Genomic DNA, 16,981 nt, shown 5'->3' on the forward strand with positions numbered 1-16,981 from the left:
GGATTCAATCTTAGTGAGATACCTATGCGGTTAGAACAGACTAAATGTGTAATTTTCGATTGTGATGGAACACTTATCGACAGTGAAAAGCTGTGCTGCCAAGCTTTGGTAAACGTTTTCACTGGCTTTGGGGCGAAGTTGAACGTCAACGACTGTTATGCGCACTTCCAAGGTGGGAAGCTGGCCGACATCTTAATGGATACGCAAGCGCGTTTAGGCTTATCTATCTCAATTGATACACTAGAACCGTTATACCGGATCGAATTAGAAGCATTGTTTCAGCGTCATTTAAAGCCGATGGACGGCGCTATCGAACTTATTGAATTCCTCAAACAACAAGACATTGAGTTTTGTATCGCTTCCAATGCACCGAAATCTAGAGTTGAATCTTCATTGGCGATGACAGGCATGCTCGATGATTTTAAAGGTAAAGTGTTCTCAGCTTTTGATGCTAACAGTTGGAAGCCAGAACCTGATCTAATCATGTACACGGCCATGAATATGGGCTTTCTACCAAATGAGTGCATCTACGTGGATGATACGTTAAAAGGGATTGAGGCTGGTGTTCGTGCGGGTATCCAATCGTTTCGATTACGCCCGAGTATTGATGAAGCAATCGTAGATCCCGAAGCCGACTCATTAGAACTCGCGGCTCAGGATATCTACAGTTTAGAAGAAATTTCAGTTTGGATTAATGGCAAGCACTGCTCAAATGGTGGTATATCGAATTCTGCAGCTTTGGTGGGGTAGAGCCTAGTTGAAGACTGACTACCTTACTGAATTGTTTGGTATGGAAACCACAAGATGCACAAGTAAACTTTTCTCCACTTTCTGAAAGCAGATACTCGTCATGTTGGCATAAAGGGCATGTAATGTCGTCGGTGTTTGGTGTTTCTGTTTTATTCATTATGTGTCACCTGCAGCAAGAGGGTAAGCGAAAAAAGACCCGTTCAATTAGATTACTCCTAAGCTCGAATATTAGACAGTTCTGACACTTCTTAATCTCTCCTTTGCGACTTGCTTCATGGTAATTGATAATGTCATCGTTATTGACCATGGTTCTTGTAATGTTATTAAACAAAAGTCAAAAAAAGGACCCATTACGAGTCCTCATTCGTTTATTTTCAATTCACGCCGCTAGTTAGCCTGCTGATCCTTAAGTGCGGTATCGCGCCAACGTCTGAGACAGAGAAACCGACGCTTCCGTTAGTCTAGATACACCATTTGACGAATTCTGAGCGACGTCTTTAATCACATCGGATTGGCTGCGAATATCGTTAAGTTCTGCTGCAATCGTATTGGCAACGTTGCTTTGTTCATCGGCTGATGTTGCAATCTGGATACTCATGTCCATCAGCGCTTGTGCAGAATCTGCAATCGAGTTTACGTCGTGACCAATGTTAGAAATCAGCTGGCTACTGGTTTGCGCCTGATCGACCGTTTGCTCTGTGATCTTTGCAATATTTTGACTCTCTTGTTGTAAGCGCTCAATCATCGCTTGGATCTCAACGGTAGCTGACTGAGTGCGACTTGCGAGTGTTCTTACTTCATCAGCAACAACAGCGAAACCACGACCTTGTTCGCCCGCACGAGCGGCTTCAATCGCAGCGTTCAAAGCCAGTAAGTTGGTTTGTTCTGAAATTGCGTTGATCGTCGTGATGACTTCGTTAATTTGGCTCGTGTTCACATTCAAGCTGGTCACAGAAGATGAGGTTTGTTCAATCAAAGAAGAAAGGGTGGTGATTTCTGAGATTGCTTGTTGAACCTTCGCGTGGCTGTCGTTGATCTGCTGTGCGTCTTGCTCTGTTTGCTCTGTTGAACGTGCAGAGATGTTAGACACTTCATTAGCAGATGCGGTCATCTGGTCCATTGCAGTAGCAACCGAATCTAGAGATGCGTTTTGGCTCATGATTTGTGTTTCGCTGCGCTTCATCTCTGTTTCGAAAGAAGCCGACGTTTCACTTAGGGTTGCTGCACTGTGGTTTACGTTGTTAACTAACTCACTGAGCGTGTCCATTGAACGGTCAAGAGCACAACCAATTGTGCCGAACTCGTCACGGCCAGGATGGAAGCCAAGGCGTGAAGTTAAGTCACCATCACCAATCTTTTGAGTGGTTGAATAAAGTACCCACAGCGCACCACCTAAGAAGGTCGCTACCCAGTAACAGAAAAGACCAAAAGGCACACACCATAAAAGACTGAGTAATAAAGTGTACAGTGCTTGCTGCTTTTGGTTTTGTGTATCGTTGTTTGAGACGGTAAGAGAGTAATAATTACCATCTTGTCCAATAGCCGTTGCGGTAACCGTGCCATTGTTCGAAATGATGGTCTCTTGAGGACGAGTTTGTTGGCTAACAGTACGAACAGAGGCAGGGGAATCTGACGCTGATAAAATACCTTTGAGTTGATACTCAACTTGCTGTTTTGCACTTGCGTCAATTTGTTCCATTTTATTGACGTAGTTGAGTCCAGCTAGGCTCGCCACAGCGGCGAAAAAGATTAAGAAAATGACCCAAAACTTATCGTTGATAGACATTTTAATAAACAGTTTGTCTATCGTTCGAAATTGTACTTCTTTCATAAAAACTCCACGGTAAATCCTTTACCGTGGACTCTAAATAACCGACCTCAATAAAAATGTGATATCAATCGACTAATTGTGAAAATTAATGATAGCAACATGTCATTTATGAGATCTCAATCAAGTATTTATATCCTGTATGGGTTTACTAGCCCAAAGACGGTAATAGGCCTACTGATATAAGGATTTGAATGGCAATGATAAATACGCCAATGCTACCCGCTAAAAATAACGCTTTGCTTCCACCCAACACCTGGTAAGTCGCTTCAGTACCATGAGATTTTACCGAGAAATCTGTGTAGCGAACTTTGTATACCATTACGGTAGGTAGAAGAATCGCCAGCACTGAAAGTGCAATCGCAGCATAACCCAACGCCATGATAAAACCTTGTGGGTAAAACAGGGCGAAGCCTAAAGGCGGTAAGAAGGTGATAACAGCGGTTTTAACGCGCTTTGCACTGCCTAGTTTTTTGCTTAGCGAGTCACCCATAAATTCGAATAGACCTAAGCTCACGCCAATAAATGAGGTAAGAAGAGCAAGGTCAGCGAACACGCCTACGATTACGCTTAGATTTGATTGATGAACGGTTTGCGAAAGCGAAACTAAAAGTGCACCCAAGCTTGTGTCTGACAACAGTTGTTCTTGGCTTACTACGCCCAAAGTGACGCTCTGCCAGAATACGTAGATAACCAGAGGTAGCGCAGAACCAACAATCATTACCTTGCGTAGAGAGCGAACGTCGCCATCTAGGTATCGAACGATCGATGGGATGCTGCCGTGGAAACCGAAAGAGGTGAACACAACCGGGATAGCTGCAACAATCAGACCTTGTTGTAAAGGCATGCTCAGCAAGTATTGAGAAGTGATGTTAGGCGCTAGGAAGCTCAGTACCAGAACCATTGCAACCAGCTTCAAGCCAAATAAAACGCGGTTAACTTTATCGACACTGTGTGTACCAATCGTCACAACGCCTGCAACCAGCAGGGTAAATAGAAGGGTCGTGACTTGGCCATTGAGTTCAATGCCCGCGATATCTGAAATACGTTGGTTAAACTGAGCGCCACCGCCCGCGATGTATGCAGCGCATAAAGCGTAAAACAGAAACATCACTGCGAAGCTCGCGATCCACTTTCCTTTCGTCCCTAAAATTGTATGAGCTAAGGTGTGTAGGGTTGCATCAGATTCTGCGAATTGGTGAAGCTCGACCATTAATAAGGCAGTGAATGCCATTAAAGCCCACAAACCCAGCATTAAGAAAAGTGAAGTTGAAAAGCCAATACCTGCAGAAGCAAGTGGAAGAGCGAGCATGCCAGCACCAATCGTTGTGCCTGCAATGATCAAAGTACTACCAAAAACCTTTGATTTATTCATTGTATATAATTCTTTACGTTAGGGTGTGTTTTCATTGTAATTCTTCTAGCTTAAGAGCATAAACCCAAAGAATATCTCGATTTTGAAGTATTCTGATTGAGTTTAATTCCAAATGCAATATCTAATGTAATTAAAAATATGCACTGTAAATATTAATTTACATTCATTTGAGGGTTAGGTGTTGAAAAGGGAGAAGCAAACGTTTGACTATGATCTGCTTCAAAATTTGTAGAGTAATCAGTTGTACTTGGTGTAAGGTGGCAGTACATATGTCGTTCGCGTATACCCCTTTAGCGTAAAGAAAGCGCTAATGATCGCGAGTAGCTTCAAGCTATAAATATGGAATGGGTAGAGTAGAGTGCGTTCATCAAAGTGACATAATATAAGTCCAAGATGGTGCACTAGTTAACAGGACATCATGTCCACACCAAGGAATAGAGGGGGCACAATGAGTGACCAATCTTATAATGACGAAAGTCTTGAGTTGTTAGATGCTATGGAAATTGGCATTGACTTGTCTGACTATGAACAGACAGTTAAACAATTAGCAGAAGAACTTTTCAAATCTTCTAACTAAGGTTTTCCTTAGTTAAGATGTTAGAGTTCAATGTTCTCAAAATAGACAATTCTTAGACTGAGCAAATCTCATTCGCTCACACGTCATACCAAAACTATCCTCATTAAAGTTCGCGAAGACAAACGAGTACGTTTACCATGTTACTTAGTTCTCGATACTTTAATGAGGTTCAATGAACTTTCTTGCACACCTTCACATCGCCAAGCACTGTAACAGCAATTTAGCAGGTAACCTGTTGGGTGATTTTGTGAAAGGCAACCCCAATAAACAGTATTCGGATTCACTCTCTGACGGCATTAGGCTTCATCGATTTGTTGATAGCTATACTGATCGTCATGATGTTTCTCGCTCTGCAAAATCTCTCTTTTCAGACCAAACACGACGCTTTGCGCCTATCGCACTCGATGTATTTTGGGATCACTGCTTAGCCAATCATTGGGCTCAGTTCTCGCAGCAGACATTAGAACGTTTTTGTTTCGATAGCCATGAGCAGATCTTTGAAAATCAAGAGCCACACTGGCCAGAAAATTTCGTTATGGTTCATCAGAAAATGGCTGAGCATAGATGGTTAGAGAGCTATCAAGACATGTCATCAATCGAGGTGGTATTGCAGCGAATGGCGTTGAGAAGACCAAAGCTCGGTATGCTCGAGGCATGTTACGATGATCTCGAACGTCACTATGATACGTTGCAGTGTCACTTTTATGAGCTTTATCCCAATGTTTTAGAAGAAGCGAAGCAGTTTAATGCGCTTCAAATGAAGAAAAATCAAAAGGAAAGGTAAACAGCGTAATGCAGGTTTGCTACAATCCGCGCCTATTTAATCTTTGAGCATCATACTATGTCTGAATCTACTAAATCTTTTAACCAACTAGGATTGTCTGAGCACCTTCTTGCTACGCTATCAGAGCTTAACTTTACGGCTCCAACCAGTGTTCAAGAACAAGCGATTCCATTGGTATTAGAAGGCAAAGATGTACTGGCGGGTGCGCAAACGGGTACGGGTAAAACGGCTGCGTTTGGTTTACCGATTATTCAAAGGTTAATCGAGACGAAAGACAACGTTATTCCAAACCCGAAGCTCGTTCGTGCGCTTGTATTAGTACCAACTCGTGAATTGGCACAGCAGGTGTTTGATAACTTAACTAGCTACGCAAAGGGCACCGACATCAAAGTTGTGGTGGCTTACGGCGGCGTTAGCATGAAGGTTCAAACTGATAACCTACGTGGAGGCGCTGATATTCTTGTTGCGACGCCTGGTCGTCTTATTGACCATATGTTTACTAGGAACATCATGTTGAGCCAAACGGAAGTGCTGGTGCTAGACGAAGCTGACCGTATGTTAGATATGGGTTTCATGCCTGACATCAAACGTATTCTTTCTCGCATGAACGAAGTGCGTCAAACGCTGTTCTTCTCTGCAACGTTTGATAACAAAATCAAAGCGATTGCGCATCGTATGATGCAGAAGCCAAGTGAAATTCAAGTTACGCCAAAAAACAGCACCGCTGAAACCGTAACACAGATGGTTTATCCGGTAGATAAGTCGCGAAAAAGTGAATTATTGGCGTATTTGATTGGCTCAAAAAACTGGCAACAAGTGTTGGTGTTTACAAAGACTAAGCAGGGCACCGACGCTCTCGTTAAAGAGCTTAAGTTAGACGGTATTAAAGCGGCGTCAATCAATGGTGATAAGAGCCAGGGTGCGCGTCAAAAAGCATTAGACGATTTCAAATCAGGCAAAGTTCGTGCGTTGATCGCAACCGACGTAGCAGCTCGTGGTATTGATATCCAGCAGTTAGAACAAGTTGTAAACTATGACATGCCATACAAAGCTGAAGATTACGTTCACCGTATCGGACGTACTGGTCGCGCAGGTAACAGCGGTTTAGCGATTTCGTTGATGAGTCAGGATGAAGCTTACTTATTGGGTGACATTGAGCGACTGCTTGATACGCGCTTGCCTCAAGAGTGGCTAGAAGGCTTTGAACCTAGCCTAGAAAAAGATCTAGCACCAGAGCGCGGTGGTCGCAGTAAGAGTCGTTCATCAGAAAAACGTAAGATGAAAGCAAAGCTTAAGATTCACCAAAACCGCGGTAAAGCACGTCGTTAACAAACTGGAACATGCTCCAGTTTAAAATTCTATACATATAAAAATGCGCCGTTACAGTTGGCTCTGTAACGGCGCATTTTTGTTTCAAGTAAATCAATTTATGACCAATGCAGATAAAAATACTGGGTTAATTATGTTCTTGATTGCACTTCCATACACAGGGCACTTCGTAAATCAGTTCTTCTAAGCTAGTTGGGTTTAGCACCCATTGCTCTTCGATTCTAAATTTACTTACCATTTGTGAGTTGAATAGTTGCCAATGCTTGATTAAGGACTCTTCGGGGGAGGTGACCATGTCGCCTTCATTCCACGTACTCTCCATGAACGGTGTTAGGCACACCGCGGCGTTCGCGTAGATGATCATTTGCCATTTTACTTCGTAAATGTTGATCAGATTATCTGGATTGGCGTCGTTATATTGTTTCGCCAGTCCATTAATTTCTTTCTCAACATCACCAACGTTATCGATAAAGTAATCAACCAAGTTATCTTCTTGACGCACTGAATCTGAGAGAAGTTGCATTGGTCTGCGTGAGTGAATCATATTAGTAAACAAGCGCATAGCGAATAAATAAATCGAAATATTCGGCGCAATACCTTTTGGTAGCTCTTCCATTATCTTAGCAATATAAGACTGAAAATAGTCGTGTAAACAATCGCTTATAGCATGCCAGATCTTTTCTTTGCTACCAAAATGATGGCGAATAAGGCTATGCGATACACCTGCTTTCTCACTGATGTTACGAAGCGAAACGCTATCATAACCATGCTCACAGAACATATCCGCAGCAACACCCATGATCAAAAATCTCGTCTCTTCAGCGTCTTTTGCGCTTCTTCTGCCTTGTTTCTTTTCAGTCATCTTCATTTCACACATTTACCTGATTACCACATTCTACACTGTTTTTACTGAAATAAAAAATACTGCACAGGTGGAAAGTAAAGCTTGTGGATTACGGAATTTTGAATATACTGCCCACCTGTGTAATAAATCATAATAATTAAATGGAGAGACATCATGCAGTCCAATTTGTCTATCAATGCCATATCGAGCAAGCGCATGGGAGCTGTGATTGCAGCACTATTGCTCGCAGGCTCTTTGACCGGATGTAATAAGGTTCAGTCAGAAGAAACGGTTCAAGTTGTTAAGCCTGTAAAGCTGTTTGAGATTCCTTTGCAGACGGATATCGAGCTTGATAGCTTTATCGCAAAAGTAGATGCAACCGACCGTGCTGCGCTTTCCTTCCAAGTAGGAGGCGACATTGAAACCTTCGATGTTCGTATGGGACAAGAAGTGAAGAAAGGTCAGGTGCTCGCCGTATTAGACGCGACGGATTACCGTATCGCGGTTGATGCAGCACAAGCCAAATTTGATCTTGCGAATAGCCAATACAAACAAGCTTCTGAGTTGTATGCAAAAAAGCTGGTCAGTACCGATTACTACGACCAAGCCGTGAACACCTTTACTGCCGCTGAAGTTGAGTTGGATCAAGCAAAAACAAACCTTGGCTACACTACCTTAGTTGCTCCATTCGATGGTGTGGTATCGATGGTGTTTGGAAAGCAATATCAATTGATTGCAGAAAAGCAGCCTGTACTGAATATCTTGAATCACAGTGAAATGGATGTGACGTTTTCAATTCCAGTATCAAAGCTTGAAGACCGTTCTATTCAAGACCTAACGAGCTCAAACATGTGGGTTGTGATGGACAGCCACCGCGGCATTCGTATCCCGACTCGCTTTAAAGAAATCTCAACGCAACCAGATGAAGACACCAACAGCTACCAAGCGGTTGTGTCTATCGAAAAGCCAGAAGGCATCAATCTACTTTCTGGCATGACAGCGCAAGTTGAAGTTCAGAAAAGTAAATCTGACTATGGCATTGGTATTGTGGATTCAGCTTGGTTAAACAAAGACGCAGGCCATGGTGAACTATGGCGTTATAACCCTGACTCTCAACTGATTTCTAAAGTACAAGTCCTTCTTGATGAGCAAGGCAAGGTTATCGACGGATTGTCGTCTGGCGACCTTATTGTTGAAGCAGGTGTCGATGTGTTATCAGACGGACAACAAGTAAAAGCTTGGCTTCGTGAGGGCGGTATTTAATGAACCTTTCAAAATTATCAGTCGTTGTCGCGTCGGCTCTGTTACTTCAAGCCTGTAACAATGAAGCTGTACACCGTGAACAACCGCCTTTGTTGGTGTCTACCTTTGAAGTTGGCGCGCCGCTGACTAATCAGTTCAGAAGTTTCAATGGACAGGTGATGCCAGCTGAATTGACTCCTTTGGCATTTAAGCTATCAGGTGAGATTCAACAAGTATTAGTAGAAGCGGGTGATAACGTCGAAAAAGGGCAACTATTAGCAACCTTAGATAACGCAACGTACCTCCAAGATCTTACTGATGCTAAATCTCAATTTAAACTGGCGAGCAAACAGTTGGCCCGTGGTACGGAGATGTTTGGAAGTGAGATGTTATCGCAATCAGAACACGATCAACTGACTGCTAACTACAAGCTGGCGTCGGCGAATTTGGCGGCTGCAAAACGCAAGCTAAGTTACACGGAGCTTTTAGCGCCATTCCCAGGAACAGTTTCAACGGTTGATAAACAGCGTTTTGAAAACACGACACCAGGTGAAACGCTTCTTAGTTTGTACCAGAACGATAAGGTCTACGTACGAATCCAAGTATCCGATTCGATCTTAGCGTCGATCAGTCCTGACATGCGTTCAAGTAGCTACCGTCCTGAAGCGACCTTTGGTGGTAACTCTAGAGAATATCCTCTGACGTATCTAGAGCACACCAGTGAATTGCACCCACAATCACGTACATACAAGTTTTGGATGCAGATGCAACAACCTGAAAGTGAAATTCTGCCGGGTACGAGCGTGACCGTAAATGTCGACATGGCAAAAGCAGGCCTAAGTGATGTTCAAGGCTACCAGTTGCCGATGACGACACTACAAGCAGGCGCTGAAGCGAACCAATTTTACGTGTGGAAAATGGAAGACGGACAAGCATTCAAAAGCGAAGTAGAAGTCGACAAGATCAGTGGCCAAGGCGCATTAATCGCTCATGGCGTTGAGCAAGGTGACGTACTCGTAAATTCAAATCTAAGAAAACTCCGTGACGGAATCCAATTGTCAGGAAAAGCAGAATGAACATCGCAGAATATTCAATAAAGAACAAAGTAATCAGCTGGCTGTTTCTCGTCATTTTGGCCATTGGCGGTGTGACGTCTTTTGGTAATCTATCCCGTTTAGAAGACCCAGCTTTTACCATTAAAGATGCAATGATTATTTCAACTTACCCTGGCGCTACGTCTATGGAAGTTGAAGAAGAACTGACTTACCCGCTTGAAAAAGAGATAAGACAGCTCCCTTACATCGATAAGATCACATCGACCTCATCGAATGGTATGTCTCAAATTATGGTTAGCATGAAGATGGATTACGGTCCGGATGAGCTACCACAAATCTGGGATGAAATGCGTCGAAAGATCAACGATCTACAGCCAACGCTGCCTAGTGGTGTTAACTCTGTCCAGATCATCGATGATTTTGGTGATGTGTTTGGCGTGATGATCATGTTGACAGGTGATGGCTATGATTACGTAGAGCTAAAACAGTACGCAGATTATCTAACTCGCGAAATTGAACTGGTTGAAGGGGTCGGCAAGGTAAGTATTGCCGGTGATCAACAAGAGCAACTGTTCGTTGAGATGTCACTAGAACGTTTAGCCGCATTGAACTTAGATATGTCGACTGTGACATCACTGCTCGCACAACAAAACAGTGTGGTATCAGCGGGCGAGGTGATGCTAAATGGTCAAAGCCTAGCGATCAAGCCAAACGGCACATTGAGCACGGTTGAAGAGCTAGAAAACCTGATCATTCATGGTCGTGATACGGGTAACCTCATTCGTTTGAAAGATGTCGCTGAAGTGACTCGTGGTATTCAAGAAAAGCCGGGCAATGTATTAACGTACAATGGTAAACCAGCGATCAACTTAGGTATTGCTTTCTCTTCAGGCGTAAACGTGGTTGAGATTGGTAATGCGCTTGATGCGGAACTTGAGCGCTTAGAAAGCATTAAGCCAGCCGGTGTTGAGTTGAATTACTTCTATAACCAAGCGCAAGAAGTAGACAAATCAGTCGATGACTTCTTAATCAGCCTCGTTGAAGCGGTAGCGATTGTTATCATCGTACTTCTGTTCGCAATGGGCTTACGTAGTGGTTTGATCATCGGTTTAGTACTGCTACTGACGGTGTTCGGTACCTTCATCTTGATGGACTACAACGATGTTGAACTGCACCGTATCTCGTTGGGTGCTTTGATCATCGCACTGGGTATGCTGGTGGATAACGCGATTGTTGTCGTTGAAGGTATTTTGGTTGGCTTGAAGAAAGGCAAAACCAAGCTTCAAGCAGCGAAAGACATCGTGAAGCAAACACAATGGCCATTGTTAGGTGCGACCATTATCGCTATCACAGCCTTTGCGCCGATTGGTTTATCGAAAGACGCGACAGGCGAGTTCATGGGCTCACTGTTCTGGGTATTGTGTTTCTCATTGTTCTTAAGTTGGGTTACGGCACTAACACTAACGCCATTCCTTGCTGAGATGTTGCTAAAAGAAGAAGACAAGATCGATGAAAACGAAGACCCTTACAAAGGTATCCTGTTTGTTGTATTCGGCGCGTCTCTGAAATTAGCATTGCGCTTCAGATGGTTAACGGTAGTGAGCATGATTGCTCTGCTAGCTGCATCAATTGTTGGTTTTGGTATGGTGAAGCAACAGTTCTTCCCGCCATCAAACACACCGATGTTCTACGTCGACATGTGGATGCCAGAAGGTACCGATGTTCGTGAAACGATCAAGCAGGCTGAGAAGGTTGAAAGCTACATTCGTCAACAAGACGACGTAGAGTTTGTAACCACAACGGTTGGGCAGGGCATGCAACGTTTCGCTCTGACATACCAACCAGAGAAAAGCTACGAAGCTTACGCCCAGTTGCAAGTAAGAACGACTGACCGTGACACTATGTTTAAGGCTCTAGCGGCGCTAGACAAAGACTTAGCAAACGAATTTGAAAAACCGACGTTCCAATTCAAGTTGATTGAGTTTGGCCCGTCACCAGCTTCAAAAATTGAAGCGCGTATTATCGGCGCCGATCCACAAGTACTGCGTAATATTGCGGTTGAAGTCGAAGATATCTTACTTGCCGATCCTGGCTCTCGAAATGTGCGCAATGACTGGCGTGAACGCACCAAAGAGCTCGTGCCACTGTTTAACGAATCAAAGGCACGTCGCCTTGGCATTTCAAAGGCGGATCTGTCTGAGACACTACAGATGGCGTTTGGTGGTTACAACATAGGCTTATTGCGTGATGGTACGCACATGTTACCTATCGTGGCACGCCTGCCTGAAGAAGAGCGTTTTGACTTTGAATCACTGAACAATGTGAAGATTTGGAGCCCATCACTGCAAACTTACATCCCAGTTGAGCAAGTGATTGATGGCGTCGAGCTTCAATGGTCTGAGCCACTGATTCAGCGTCGCGACAGAAAACGTACGCTAACGGTATTGGCTGATCACGATGTTCTTGGTGATGAAACGCCAGCGAGTCTGTTTGCTCGAGTGAAACCAAAGGTAGAAGGATTAGATTTACCAGAAGGCTACAGCATTAGCTGGGGCGGTGAGTACGAAAGCTCTAAAGATGCGCAGGAATCTCTGTTTGGCTCACTGCCAATGGGTTACTTGCTGATGTTTATCATCACGATGCTTCTGTTTAACTCGGTTCGCAAGCCGCTTGTGATTTGGTTTACGGTCCCGCTCTCTATCATTGGTGTTTCAATTGGTTTGTTAGGTACCAATATGCCATTCAGCTTCACGGCGTTCCTAGGCTTATTGAGTCTAAGCGGCATGATTTTGAAGAACGGAATCGTACTGCTTGACCAGATCAACAGTGAGCTACAAACAGGTAAAGACCCATATTTAGCGGTTGTCGACAGCGCGATCAGTCGTGTACGACCGGTATCTATGGCAGCACTTACGACTATCTTGGGCATGATTCCCTTGGTATTCGATGCATTTTTCGGCTCGATGGCGATTACCATCATGGCAGGCTTAGGCTTTGCTACAGTACTAACGCTAATAGTAGTACCAGTGATGTTCGCTATTCTATATAGAATCAAACCGTCCACTGCGGGTTATTAGGGAATGATATAAAACAGATTCTTTTAAGCCAGCCCAGTCAGTTTTGACTGGGCTTTTTTATACGTGTGATTTGACGACACGTGAGAGTGGCAAAGGGTACGAATAGATAAACATTAAAAAAGCCGCTTACCAATGGTAAAGCGGCTTTGTCGGAAATAGAGGCAGTGCTAGATTGCGAGGCGTATATCCAACTCAATCGGTTTTGGCATGGCCAAATGATAGCCTTGATACATATCGAAGCCTAGGCTCTGCATCGCTTCGAGTTGTTGTTGGGTTTCTATGCCTTCAATCACTGTCTTTGCGCCAATTTGGGTTGCAAGATCGAGTACCAAGGTCATTTCTTGAGTTTCACCTTGTTCAAAGTCCAACATAACAGAGCGATCAATCTTGATTATATGAGGGTTGATATGGCGAACGCGCTGCTCGGTTGATGCTTGTGTTCCGAAATCATCGACTGCTATTTGAAAGCCATTATCTGCAAGTGAGAGGGCTGCGTCTTTTAAACGCTCTTCGCTTTCGACATTGAGTTCAACCAATTCCATTACAATTTGCTCGCACGAAAGGTTGAGCTCGTGAAGGCGTTTGGCTAGCAAGCTGTCACTTACTTTCTCTGCAGCAAACAGCTCACCTACGTTTGGAAGAACGTTCAAAAACAGGTTTAGATGACGAACATTTGATTGCGCAAAGTTGCGGATATGAATTGCTCGGCTCAACCTCTCTACATTAATTTTGTCTGTGCATGAGGTTTCGTCTGAATGGAAGAAGTGATCGGGACGAACGGTATCACCTTTGTTATTTGAAATGCGCACCAAAGCTTCCACGCCTATTTGAGTCATAGAAGAATCGAATATAGGCTGATAGACACTTCTAAGCGTCAGGTCTTGGTATTTCGCAATGAACTGCATATCAGCATCTACGGATATACAGCTAATAAATTCACTTCTGTCTGATAAAATCATAGTCGCTAGTAAAGAGGGCTTATTCAATGGCGGACGTAAATGTCGCGGCTGTCACAATATTGACAGGTGTAAGTAAATTGTCAATTAATAAAAACTCATTTGTAGAGTCAATATTTAAATAAATATAATTAACGAAAAAACAGCATGATAATTGATATTAGTCATTAAAATTACTTATCATTCACCATTAATAATGATTATTGTGAATTTAATCCCTGAGTAATCTATCTCATATCAACGTCAATCAATATATGTTTTCAGCGCTAATACACCAGGTAAAAGTAGGGGCAAAGCCTTAAGTTATGGGGGAATGTCAAAGTTACGATATTAACAAACAGCTCTGTTTGCATATAAATGATATCTACTTCTCAAAATATCAACGATGAGCGTGTAAGTTATTATTTTAAAGAAGATAAACTTTGATTGATTATTGGGCAGGGTTTGAATTGGGTCTTATAAAGTATTGGGATGAAGGTCTAACTATTTACTTTAAAGATGGAGTGAAAAAGTTGACCCATATTGTTACTGCCATTGAAGTACGGCATAAAGTTGCAGGTATTTACGAACTAATTGTTGATTTCCTGACCGTTTGAGAGGATGTCCGAATTTAATAAAGCAAGGGCTGATTTTAAAATTACTATTTAATTCAGTGGCGAATTGAGAATCACTCTCTCTTAGCGTGATGCCTTGTTGGCTATATTCAGTGATCTCGTCTGGGAGTTCACCCATCCACCAATGCAATAACTCACCACTGTTTTTACTTCGGCTAATCCAATGGTCGGAAACAATGATCAAAACGTCACTCGGTTGAATAGAAAATCCATACTCTTGTTGCCAATTATGGATGTCCAACATCAATTTTCTGCGACAGGTTTTCCCTGCACTCACCATATGATGACTGATCATCCAAACCGTACCTATCTCAGAAGATATTCGGAAGTGTCGAGGCGTTTCGCCAGAGGAGAGCATTTCAAGTGGGCTGATGTTGCTTGCGTGATTAAAACTAACGAAGGTGTGCTCCATCCGGCGGGCAAATGCCTTACCTATATGGTGCTCACTGATCCCTTGATTGTGTACTGTCGGGTAGTGGCGTTCACAGAGCTTTAGGCAATCGTCCTGAAATTGATTAACGCTTTTAATCACTAGATCTAATAACAATGAAGTCCCTTATACACGGTTACTATCTTATTGATGGGCAATAGTACGGTAATTGTGGCTCCGTTACCTATCGTCAAAGTGTGAGTTCTTGATCTCTCTATCAAAATTAGCCATTGCCACGTGATTTTATGGATAGCACTGGCACTTCAATGGTCTGTATTCTAAATTATGAGGAATTCTAGTTAGTTACCACGATTATAGTCTAGTTAGCTAATAACGATTTATCTACTTACTCTTTACTTGGAAACATTCATGACTATTCAATTAGATTCGAAGCAAAAGTCTGAGCTTACCCATGCCCTTCAAAAGTACATGCAAGATGAACTTGATGTAGAACTCGGTCAGTTCGACACGGAATTCTTAGTCGACTTCATCAGTAAAAAGTTTGGTGCGGTCTACTACAACAAGGGGATAGAAGACGCTCAAAAGGTGATGGAGCGTAAGATGTTAGACATCTCTGATGAGCTTTACGAGATTGAACAAATCGTTGAAATTTAATGTTAACCCCAAACTTGTTCAAATAATTTGAATAACTCGTTTAATTTGAAATGATGTTACCAATGTAAAGCTTGGTAAATACTATGTTACACAAACTCGGTGTAGGGTACGCTTTGCAAAACTTCACCACTCGTTAACATTCGGAAGAGATGCATGGACAACAACGTTAGAAATTACAACCCTTTAGCAAGAGCGATGCATTGGATTTCAGCACTCGCAATATTTGGCTTATTTGGTGTAGGCCTGTGGATGGTTGATCTTTCATATTACAGCGAGTGGTACAAAACAGCACCAGACTATCACCGCTCGGTAGGCATTCTTTTGGCTGCAGTTACCGTTATCCGCTTGGTTTGGAAATTGGTTACCGTGTCACCTAAGGTGGAAGGTAAAAGCTATGAAGTTGCTGCAGCGAAGATCGCTCACGGCTTTATGTACATTAACTTAGCGGTTTTATTTATTTCAGGTTATTTGATTTCAACATCAGACGGCCGCGGGATCGACGTATTCAATTGGTTCACTGTACCAAGTATGGGTGAACTGTTTGCAAACCAATCTGATCTCGCAGGAACGATTCACTACTATGCTGCATGGGTACTGATCATTATGGCATCAGTGCACGCCTTAGCGGCGATAAAACACCACATTATCGACAAAGACGATACGCTACGAAAAATGATAGGAGCTTCAAAATGAAACAGTCAATTATCGCTACAGGATTAGCATTTGCAATGGCAATGCCTTTCGCTGCGAACGCCGCTGATTACGTGATTGATACAAAAGGTGCGCATGCTTCAGTTAACTTTAAAGTTAGCCACCTAGGTTACAGCTTTATCCAAGGTCGTTTTAACACATTCTCAGGTGACTTCTCATTTGATGAAAGCAACGTTGAAGCGTCTACAGTAAACGTAACGGTTGACACTACAAGCCTTGATTCAAACCACGCAGAGCGTGATAAGCATATCCGTAGCGGCGATTTCATCGATGCTGGTAAATTCTCAGACGCAACATTCAACAGCACAAAAGTGGTCGATAAAGGTGACGGCAAACTTGAAGTTATGGGTGACCTTAAACTTCACGGCGTAACTAAGCCTATCGTTATCGAAGCTGAATTCATCGGTGCTGGTCAAGACCCATGGGGCGGTGAGCGTGCTGGTTTCGTTGGTACAACTCGTCTAGAGCTTGCTGACTTCAACATTCCAGTAATGGGCGCTTCAAGCTACGTAGATATGGATCTACACGTTGAAGGTGTAAAGAAGTAATCTAGCTATCAATAGTTGCTGACTGGTATCAACATTTTTAGAAACATCAAAAGTTTGGTCGATATCAACTAGCAGGTTAGTTATAAAAAGAACAAGTAGCTAGAAATAGAGAAAGGCGCAAAGTAATGACTTTGCGCCTTTTTTATTGAGGTAAATGGCCACGCGTTTAGATCTGTTTTGTGTCAAACCTTGAGTTGCGTTTTAAGCCTCCATTTACTTCTAGCCAGTCAACGTTGCCATGACTGA

Annotated in this window: 15 protein-coding genes; 10 read left to right on the forward strand and 5 right to left on the reverse strand. The window is 43.0% G+C overall.

The window, feature by feature from the left end:
- Window positions 1-24: 24 nt before the first annotated feature.
- Window positions 25-750 carry an HAD-IA family hydrolase gene (locus tag CWO08_RS12020; RefSeq protein ID WP_048660219.1) on the forward strand — a complete coding sequence of 242 codons (726 nt, stop codon included), beginning with the start codon at window positions 25-27 and terminating at the stop codon, window positions 748-750.
- Window positions 751-1,156: 406 nt separating this feature from the next.
- On the opposite strand, the gene CWO08_RS12030 is transcribed toward CWO08_RS12020, so the two are convergent.
- Both CWO08_RS12030 and CWO08_RS12035 read right to left on the reverse strand, forming a co-directional pair.
- Window positions 1,157-2,581: a methyl-accepting chemotaxis protein gene (locus CWO08_RS12030; protein WP_048662013.1), complete on the reverse strand. Its 1,425-nt coding sequence runs from the start codon at window positions 2,579-2,581 to the stop codon at window positions 1,157-1,159.
- Between the two features lie 148 nt (window positions 2,582-2,729).
- Complete coding sequence (locus tag CWO08_RS12035) at window positions 2,730-3,953, reverse strand: aromatic amino acid transport family protein (RefSeq protein WP_102478503.1); 1,224 nt, start codon at window positions 3,951-3,953, stop codon at window positions 2,730-2,732.
- 448 nt (window positions 3,954-4,401) lie between these two features.
- Here CWO08_RS12035 and CWO08_RS24230 point away from each other — a divergent pair, with 448 nt between their 5' ends.
- From CWO08_RS24230 to CWO08_RS12045, 3 genes are all read left to right on the forward strand, one after another.
- Window positions 4,402-4,530 carry a hypothetical protein gene (locus CWO08_RS24230; protein WP_017059831.1) on the forward strand — a complete coding sequence of 43 codons (129 nt, stop codon included), beginning with the start codon at window positions 4,402-4,404 and terminating at the stop codon, window positions 4,528-4,530.
- A gap of 172 nt (window positions 4,531-4,702) precedes the next feature.
- Window positions 4,703-5,314: an ACP phosphodiesterase gene (locus tag CWO08_RS12040; RefSeq protein ID WP_048660216.1), complete on the forward strand. Its 612-nt coding sequence runs from the start codon at window positions 4,703-4,705 to the stop codon at window positions 5,312-5,314.
- A gap of 57 nt (window positions 5,315-5,371) precedes the next feature.
- Entirely contained in the window at window positions 5,372-6,643 is a 1,272-nt protein-coding gene (locus CWO08_RS12045) for a DEAD/DEAH box helicase (protein ID WP_102530251.1), read from the forward strand.
- A 127-nt stretch (window positions 6,644-6,770) separates the two neighbouring features.
- Here the strand turns inward: CWO08_RS12045 and CWO08_RS12050 are convergent, their stop codons facing one another.
- Window positions 6,771-7,511 (reverse strand): TetR/AcrR family transcriptional regulator, encoded by a 741-nt coding sequence (locus CWO08_RS12050; RefSeq protein WP_102480545.1) that lies wholly within the window; start codon window positions 7,509-7,511, stop codon window positions 6,771-6,773.
- A gap of 150 nt (window positions 7,512-7,661) precedes the next feature.
- Between CWO08_RS12050 and CWO08_RS12055 the strand changes: the two genes are divergently transcribed.
- The 3 genes from CWO08_RS12055 to CWO08_RS12065 are packed head-to-tail and all read left to right on the forward strand — an operon-like array spanning window position 7,662 to window position 12,861.
- On the forward strand, window positions 7,662-8,750 hold the full coding sequence (locus tag CWO08_RS12055; protein WP_108020514.1) for an efflux RND transporter periplasmic adaptor subunit: 1,089 nt from the start codon (window positions 7,662-7,664) through the stop codon (window positions 8,748-8,750).
- On the forward strand, window positions 8,750-9,805 hold the full coding sequence (locus tag CWO08_RS12060; protein WP_108020515.1) for an efflux RND transporter periplasmic adaptor subunit: 1,056 nt from the start codon (window positions 8,750-8,752) through the stop codon (window positions 9,803-9,805). The genes CWO08_RS12055 and CWO08_RS12060 overlap by 1 nt, the downstream gene beginning before the upstream one ends.
- A complete protein-coding gene (locus CWO08_RS12065) occupies window positions 9,802-12,861 on the forward strand; it encodes an efflux RND transporter permease subunit (protein WP_108020516.1) in 3,060 nt (1,019 codons plus the stop codon). The genes CWO08_RS12060 and CWO08_RS12065 overlap by 4 nt, the downstream gene beginning before the upstream one ends.
- A 167-nt stretch (window positions 12,862-13,028) precedes the next feature.
- Here CWO08_RS12065 and CWO08_RS12070 read toward each other — a convergent pair whose 3' ends face one another.
- Both CWO08_RS12070 and CWO08_RS12075 read right to left on the reverse strand, forming a co-directional pair.
- Window positions 13,029-13,766, reverse strand: a complete 738-nt coding sequence (locus CWO08_RS12070; protein WP_102433333.1) for an EAL domain-containing protein — start codon at window positions 13,764-13,766, stop codon at window positions 13,029-13,031.
- A 576-nt stretch (window positions 13,767-14,342) separates the two neighbouring features.
- Window positions 14,343-14,978, reverse strand: coding sequence for a hypothetical protein (locus CWO08_RS12075; protein ID WP_102433334.1), 636 nt, complete (start codon window positions 14,976-14,978; stop codon window positions 14,343-14,345).
- Between the two features lie 252 nt (window positions 14,979-15,230).
- On the opposite strand from CWO08_RS12075, the gene CWO08_RS12080 reads away from it, so the two are divergent.
- The 3 genes from CWO08_RS12080 (at window position 15,231) to CWO08_RS12090 (ending at window position 16,735) form a co-directional block, all read left to right on the forward strand.
- A complete protein-coding gene (locus CWO08_RS12080) occupies window positions 15,231-15,476 on the forward strand; it encodes a DUF2164 domain-containing protein (protein WP_065675359.1) in 246 nt (81 codons plus the stop codon).
- Window positions 15,477-15,629: 153 nt separating this feature from the next.
- Window positions 15,630-16,169: a cytochrome b gene (locus tag CWO08_RS12085; protein WP_102433335.1), complete on the forward strand. Its 540-nt coding sequence runs from the start codon at window positions 15,630-15,632 to the stop codon at window positions 16,167-16,169.
- Complete coding sequence (locus CWO08_RS12090) at window positions 16,166-16,735, forward strand: YceI family protein (protein WP_102433336.1); 570 nt, start codon at window positions 16,166-16,168, stop codon at window positions 16,733-16,735. Before CWO08_RS12085 ends, CWO08_RS12090 begins: the two co-directional genes overlap by 4 nt.
- Window positions 16,736-16,981 lie beyond the last annotated feature (246 nt).

It is taken from the genome of Vibrio sp. 10N.286.48.B8 (genome assembly GCF_003050085.1).
In the GTDB taxonomy this organism is placed as follows: domain Bacteria; phylum Pseudomonadota; class Gammaproteobacteria; order Enterobacterales; family Vibrionaceae; genus Vibrio; species Vibrio crassostreae.

Bases quoted from the DNA above. Each gene is read 5' to 3' on its own strand.
- CWO08_RS12020 (WP_048660219.1), top strand. From the start codon at position 25: ATGCGGTTAGAACAGACTAAATGTGTAATTTTCGATTGTGATGGAACA.
- CWO08_RS12030 (WP_048662013.1), bottom strand. From the start codon at position 2,581: ATGAAAGAAGTACAATTTCGAACGATAGACAAACTGTTTATTAAAATG.
- CWO08_RS12035 (WP_102478503.1), bottom strand. From the start codon at position 3,953: ATGAATAAATCAAAGGTTTTTGGTAGTACTTTGATCATTGCAGGCACA.
- CWO08_RS24230 (WP_017059831.1), top strand. From the start codon at position 4,402: ATGAGTGACCAATCTTATAATGACGAAAGTCTTGAGTTGTTAGATGCT.
- CWO08_RS12040 (WP_048660216.1), top strand. From the start codon at position 4,703: ATGAACTTTCTTGCACACCTTCACATCGCCAAGCACTGTAACAGCAAT.
- CWO08_RS12045 (WP_102530251.1), top strand. From the start codon at position 5,372: ATGTCTGAATCTACTAAATCTTTTAACCAACTAGGATTGTCTGAGCAC.
- CWO08_RS12050 (WP_102480545.1), bottom strand. From the start codon at position 7,511: ATGAAGATGACTGAAAAGAAACAAGGCAGAAGAAGCGCAAAAGACGCT.
- CWO08_RS12055 (WP_108020514.1), top strand. From the start codon at position 7,662: ATGCAGTCCAATTTGTCTATCAATGCCATATCGAGCAAGCGCATGGGA.
- CWO08_RS12060 (WP_108020515.1), top strand. From the start codon at position 8,750: ATGAACCTTTCAAAATTATCAGTCGTTGTCGCGTCGGCTCTGTTACTT.
- CWO08_RS12065 (WP_108020516.1), top strand. From the start codon at position 9,802: ATGAACATCGCAGAATATTCAATAAAGAACAAAGTAATCAGCTGGCTG.
- CWO08_RS12070 (WP_102433333.1), bottom strand. From the start codon at position 13,766: ATGCAGTTCATTGCGAAATACCAAGACCTGACGCTTAGAAGTGTCTAT.
- CWO08_RS12080 (WP_065675359.1), top strand. From the start codon at position 15,231: ATGACTATTCAATTAGATTCGAAGCAAAAGTCTGAGCTTACCCATGCC.
- CWO08_RS12085 (WP_102433335.1), top strand. From the start codon at position 15,630: ATGGACAACAACGTTAGAAATTACAACCCTTTAGCAAGAGCGATGCAT.
- CWO08_RS12090 (WP_102433336.1), top strand. From the start codon at position 16,166: ATGAAACAGTCAATTATCGCTACAGGATTAGCATTTGCAATGGCAATG.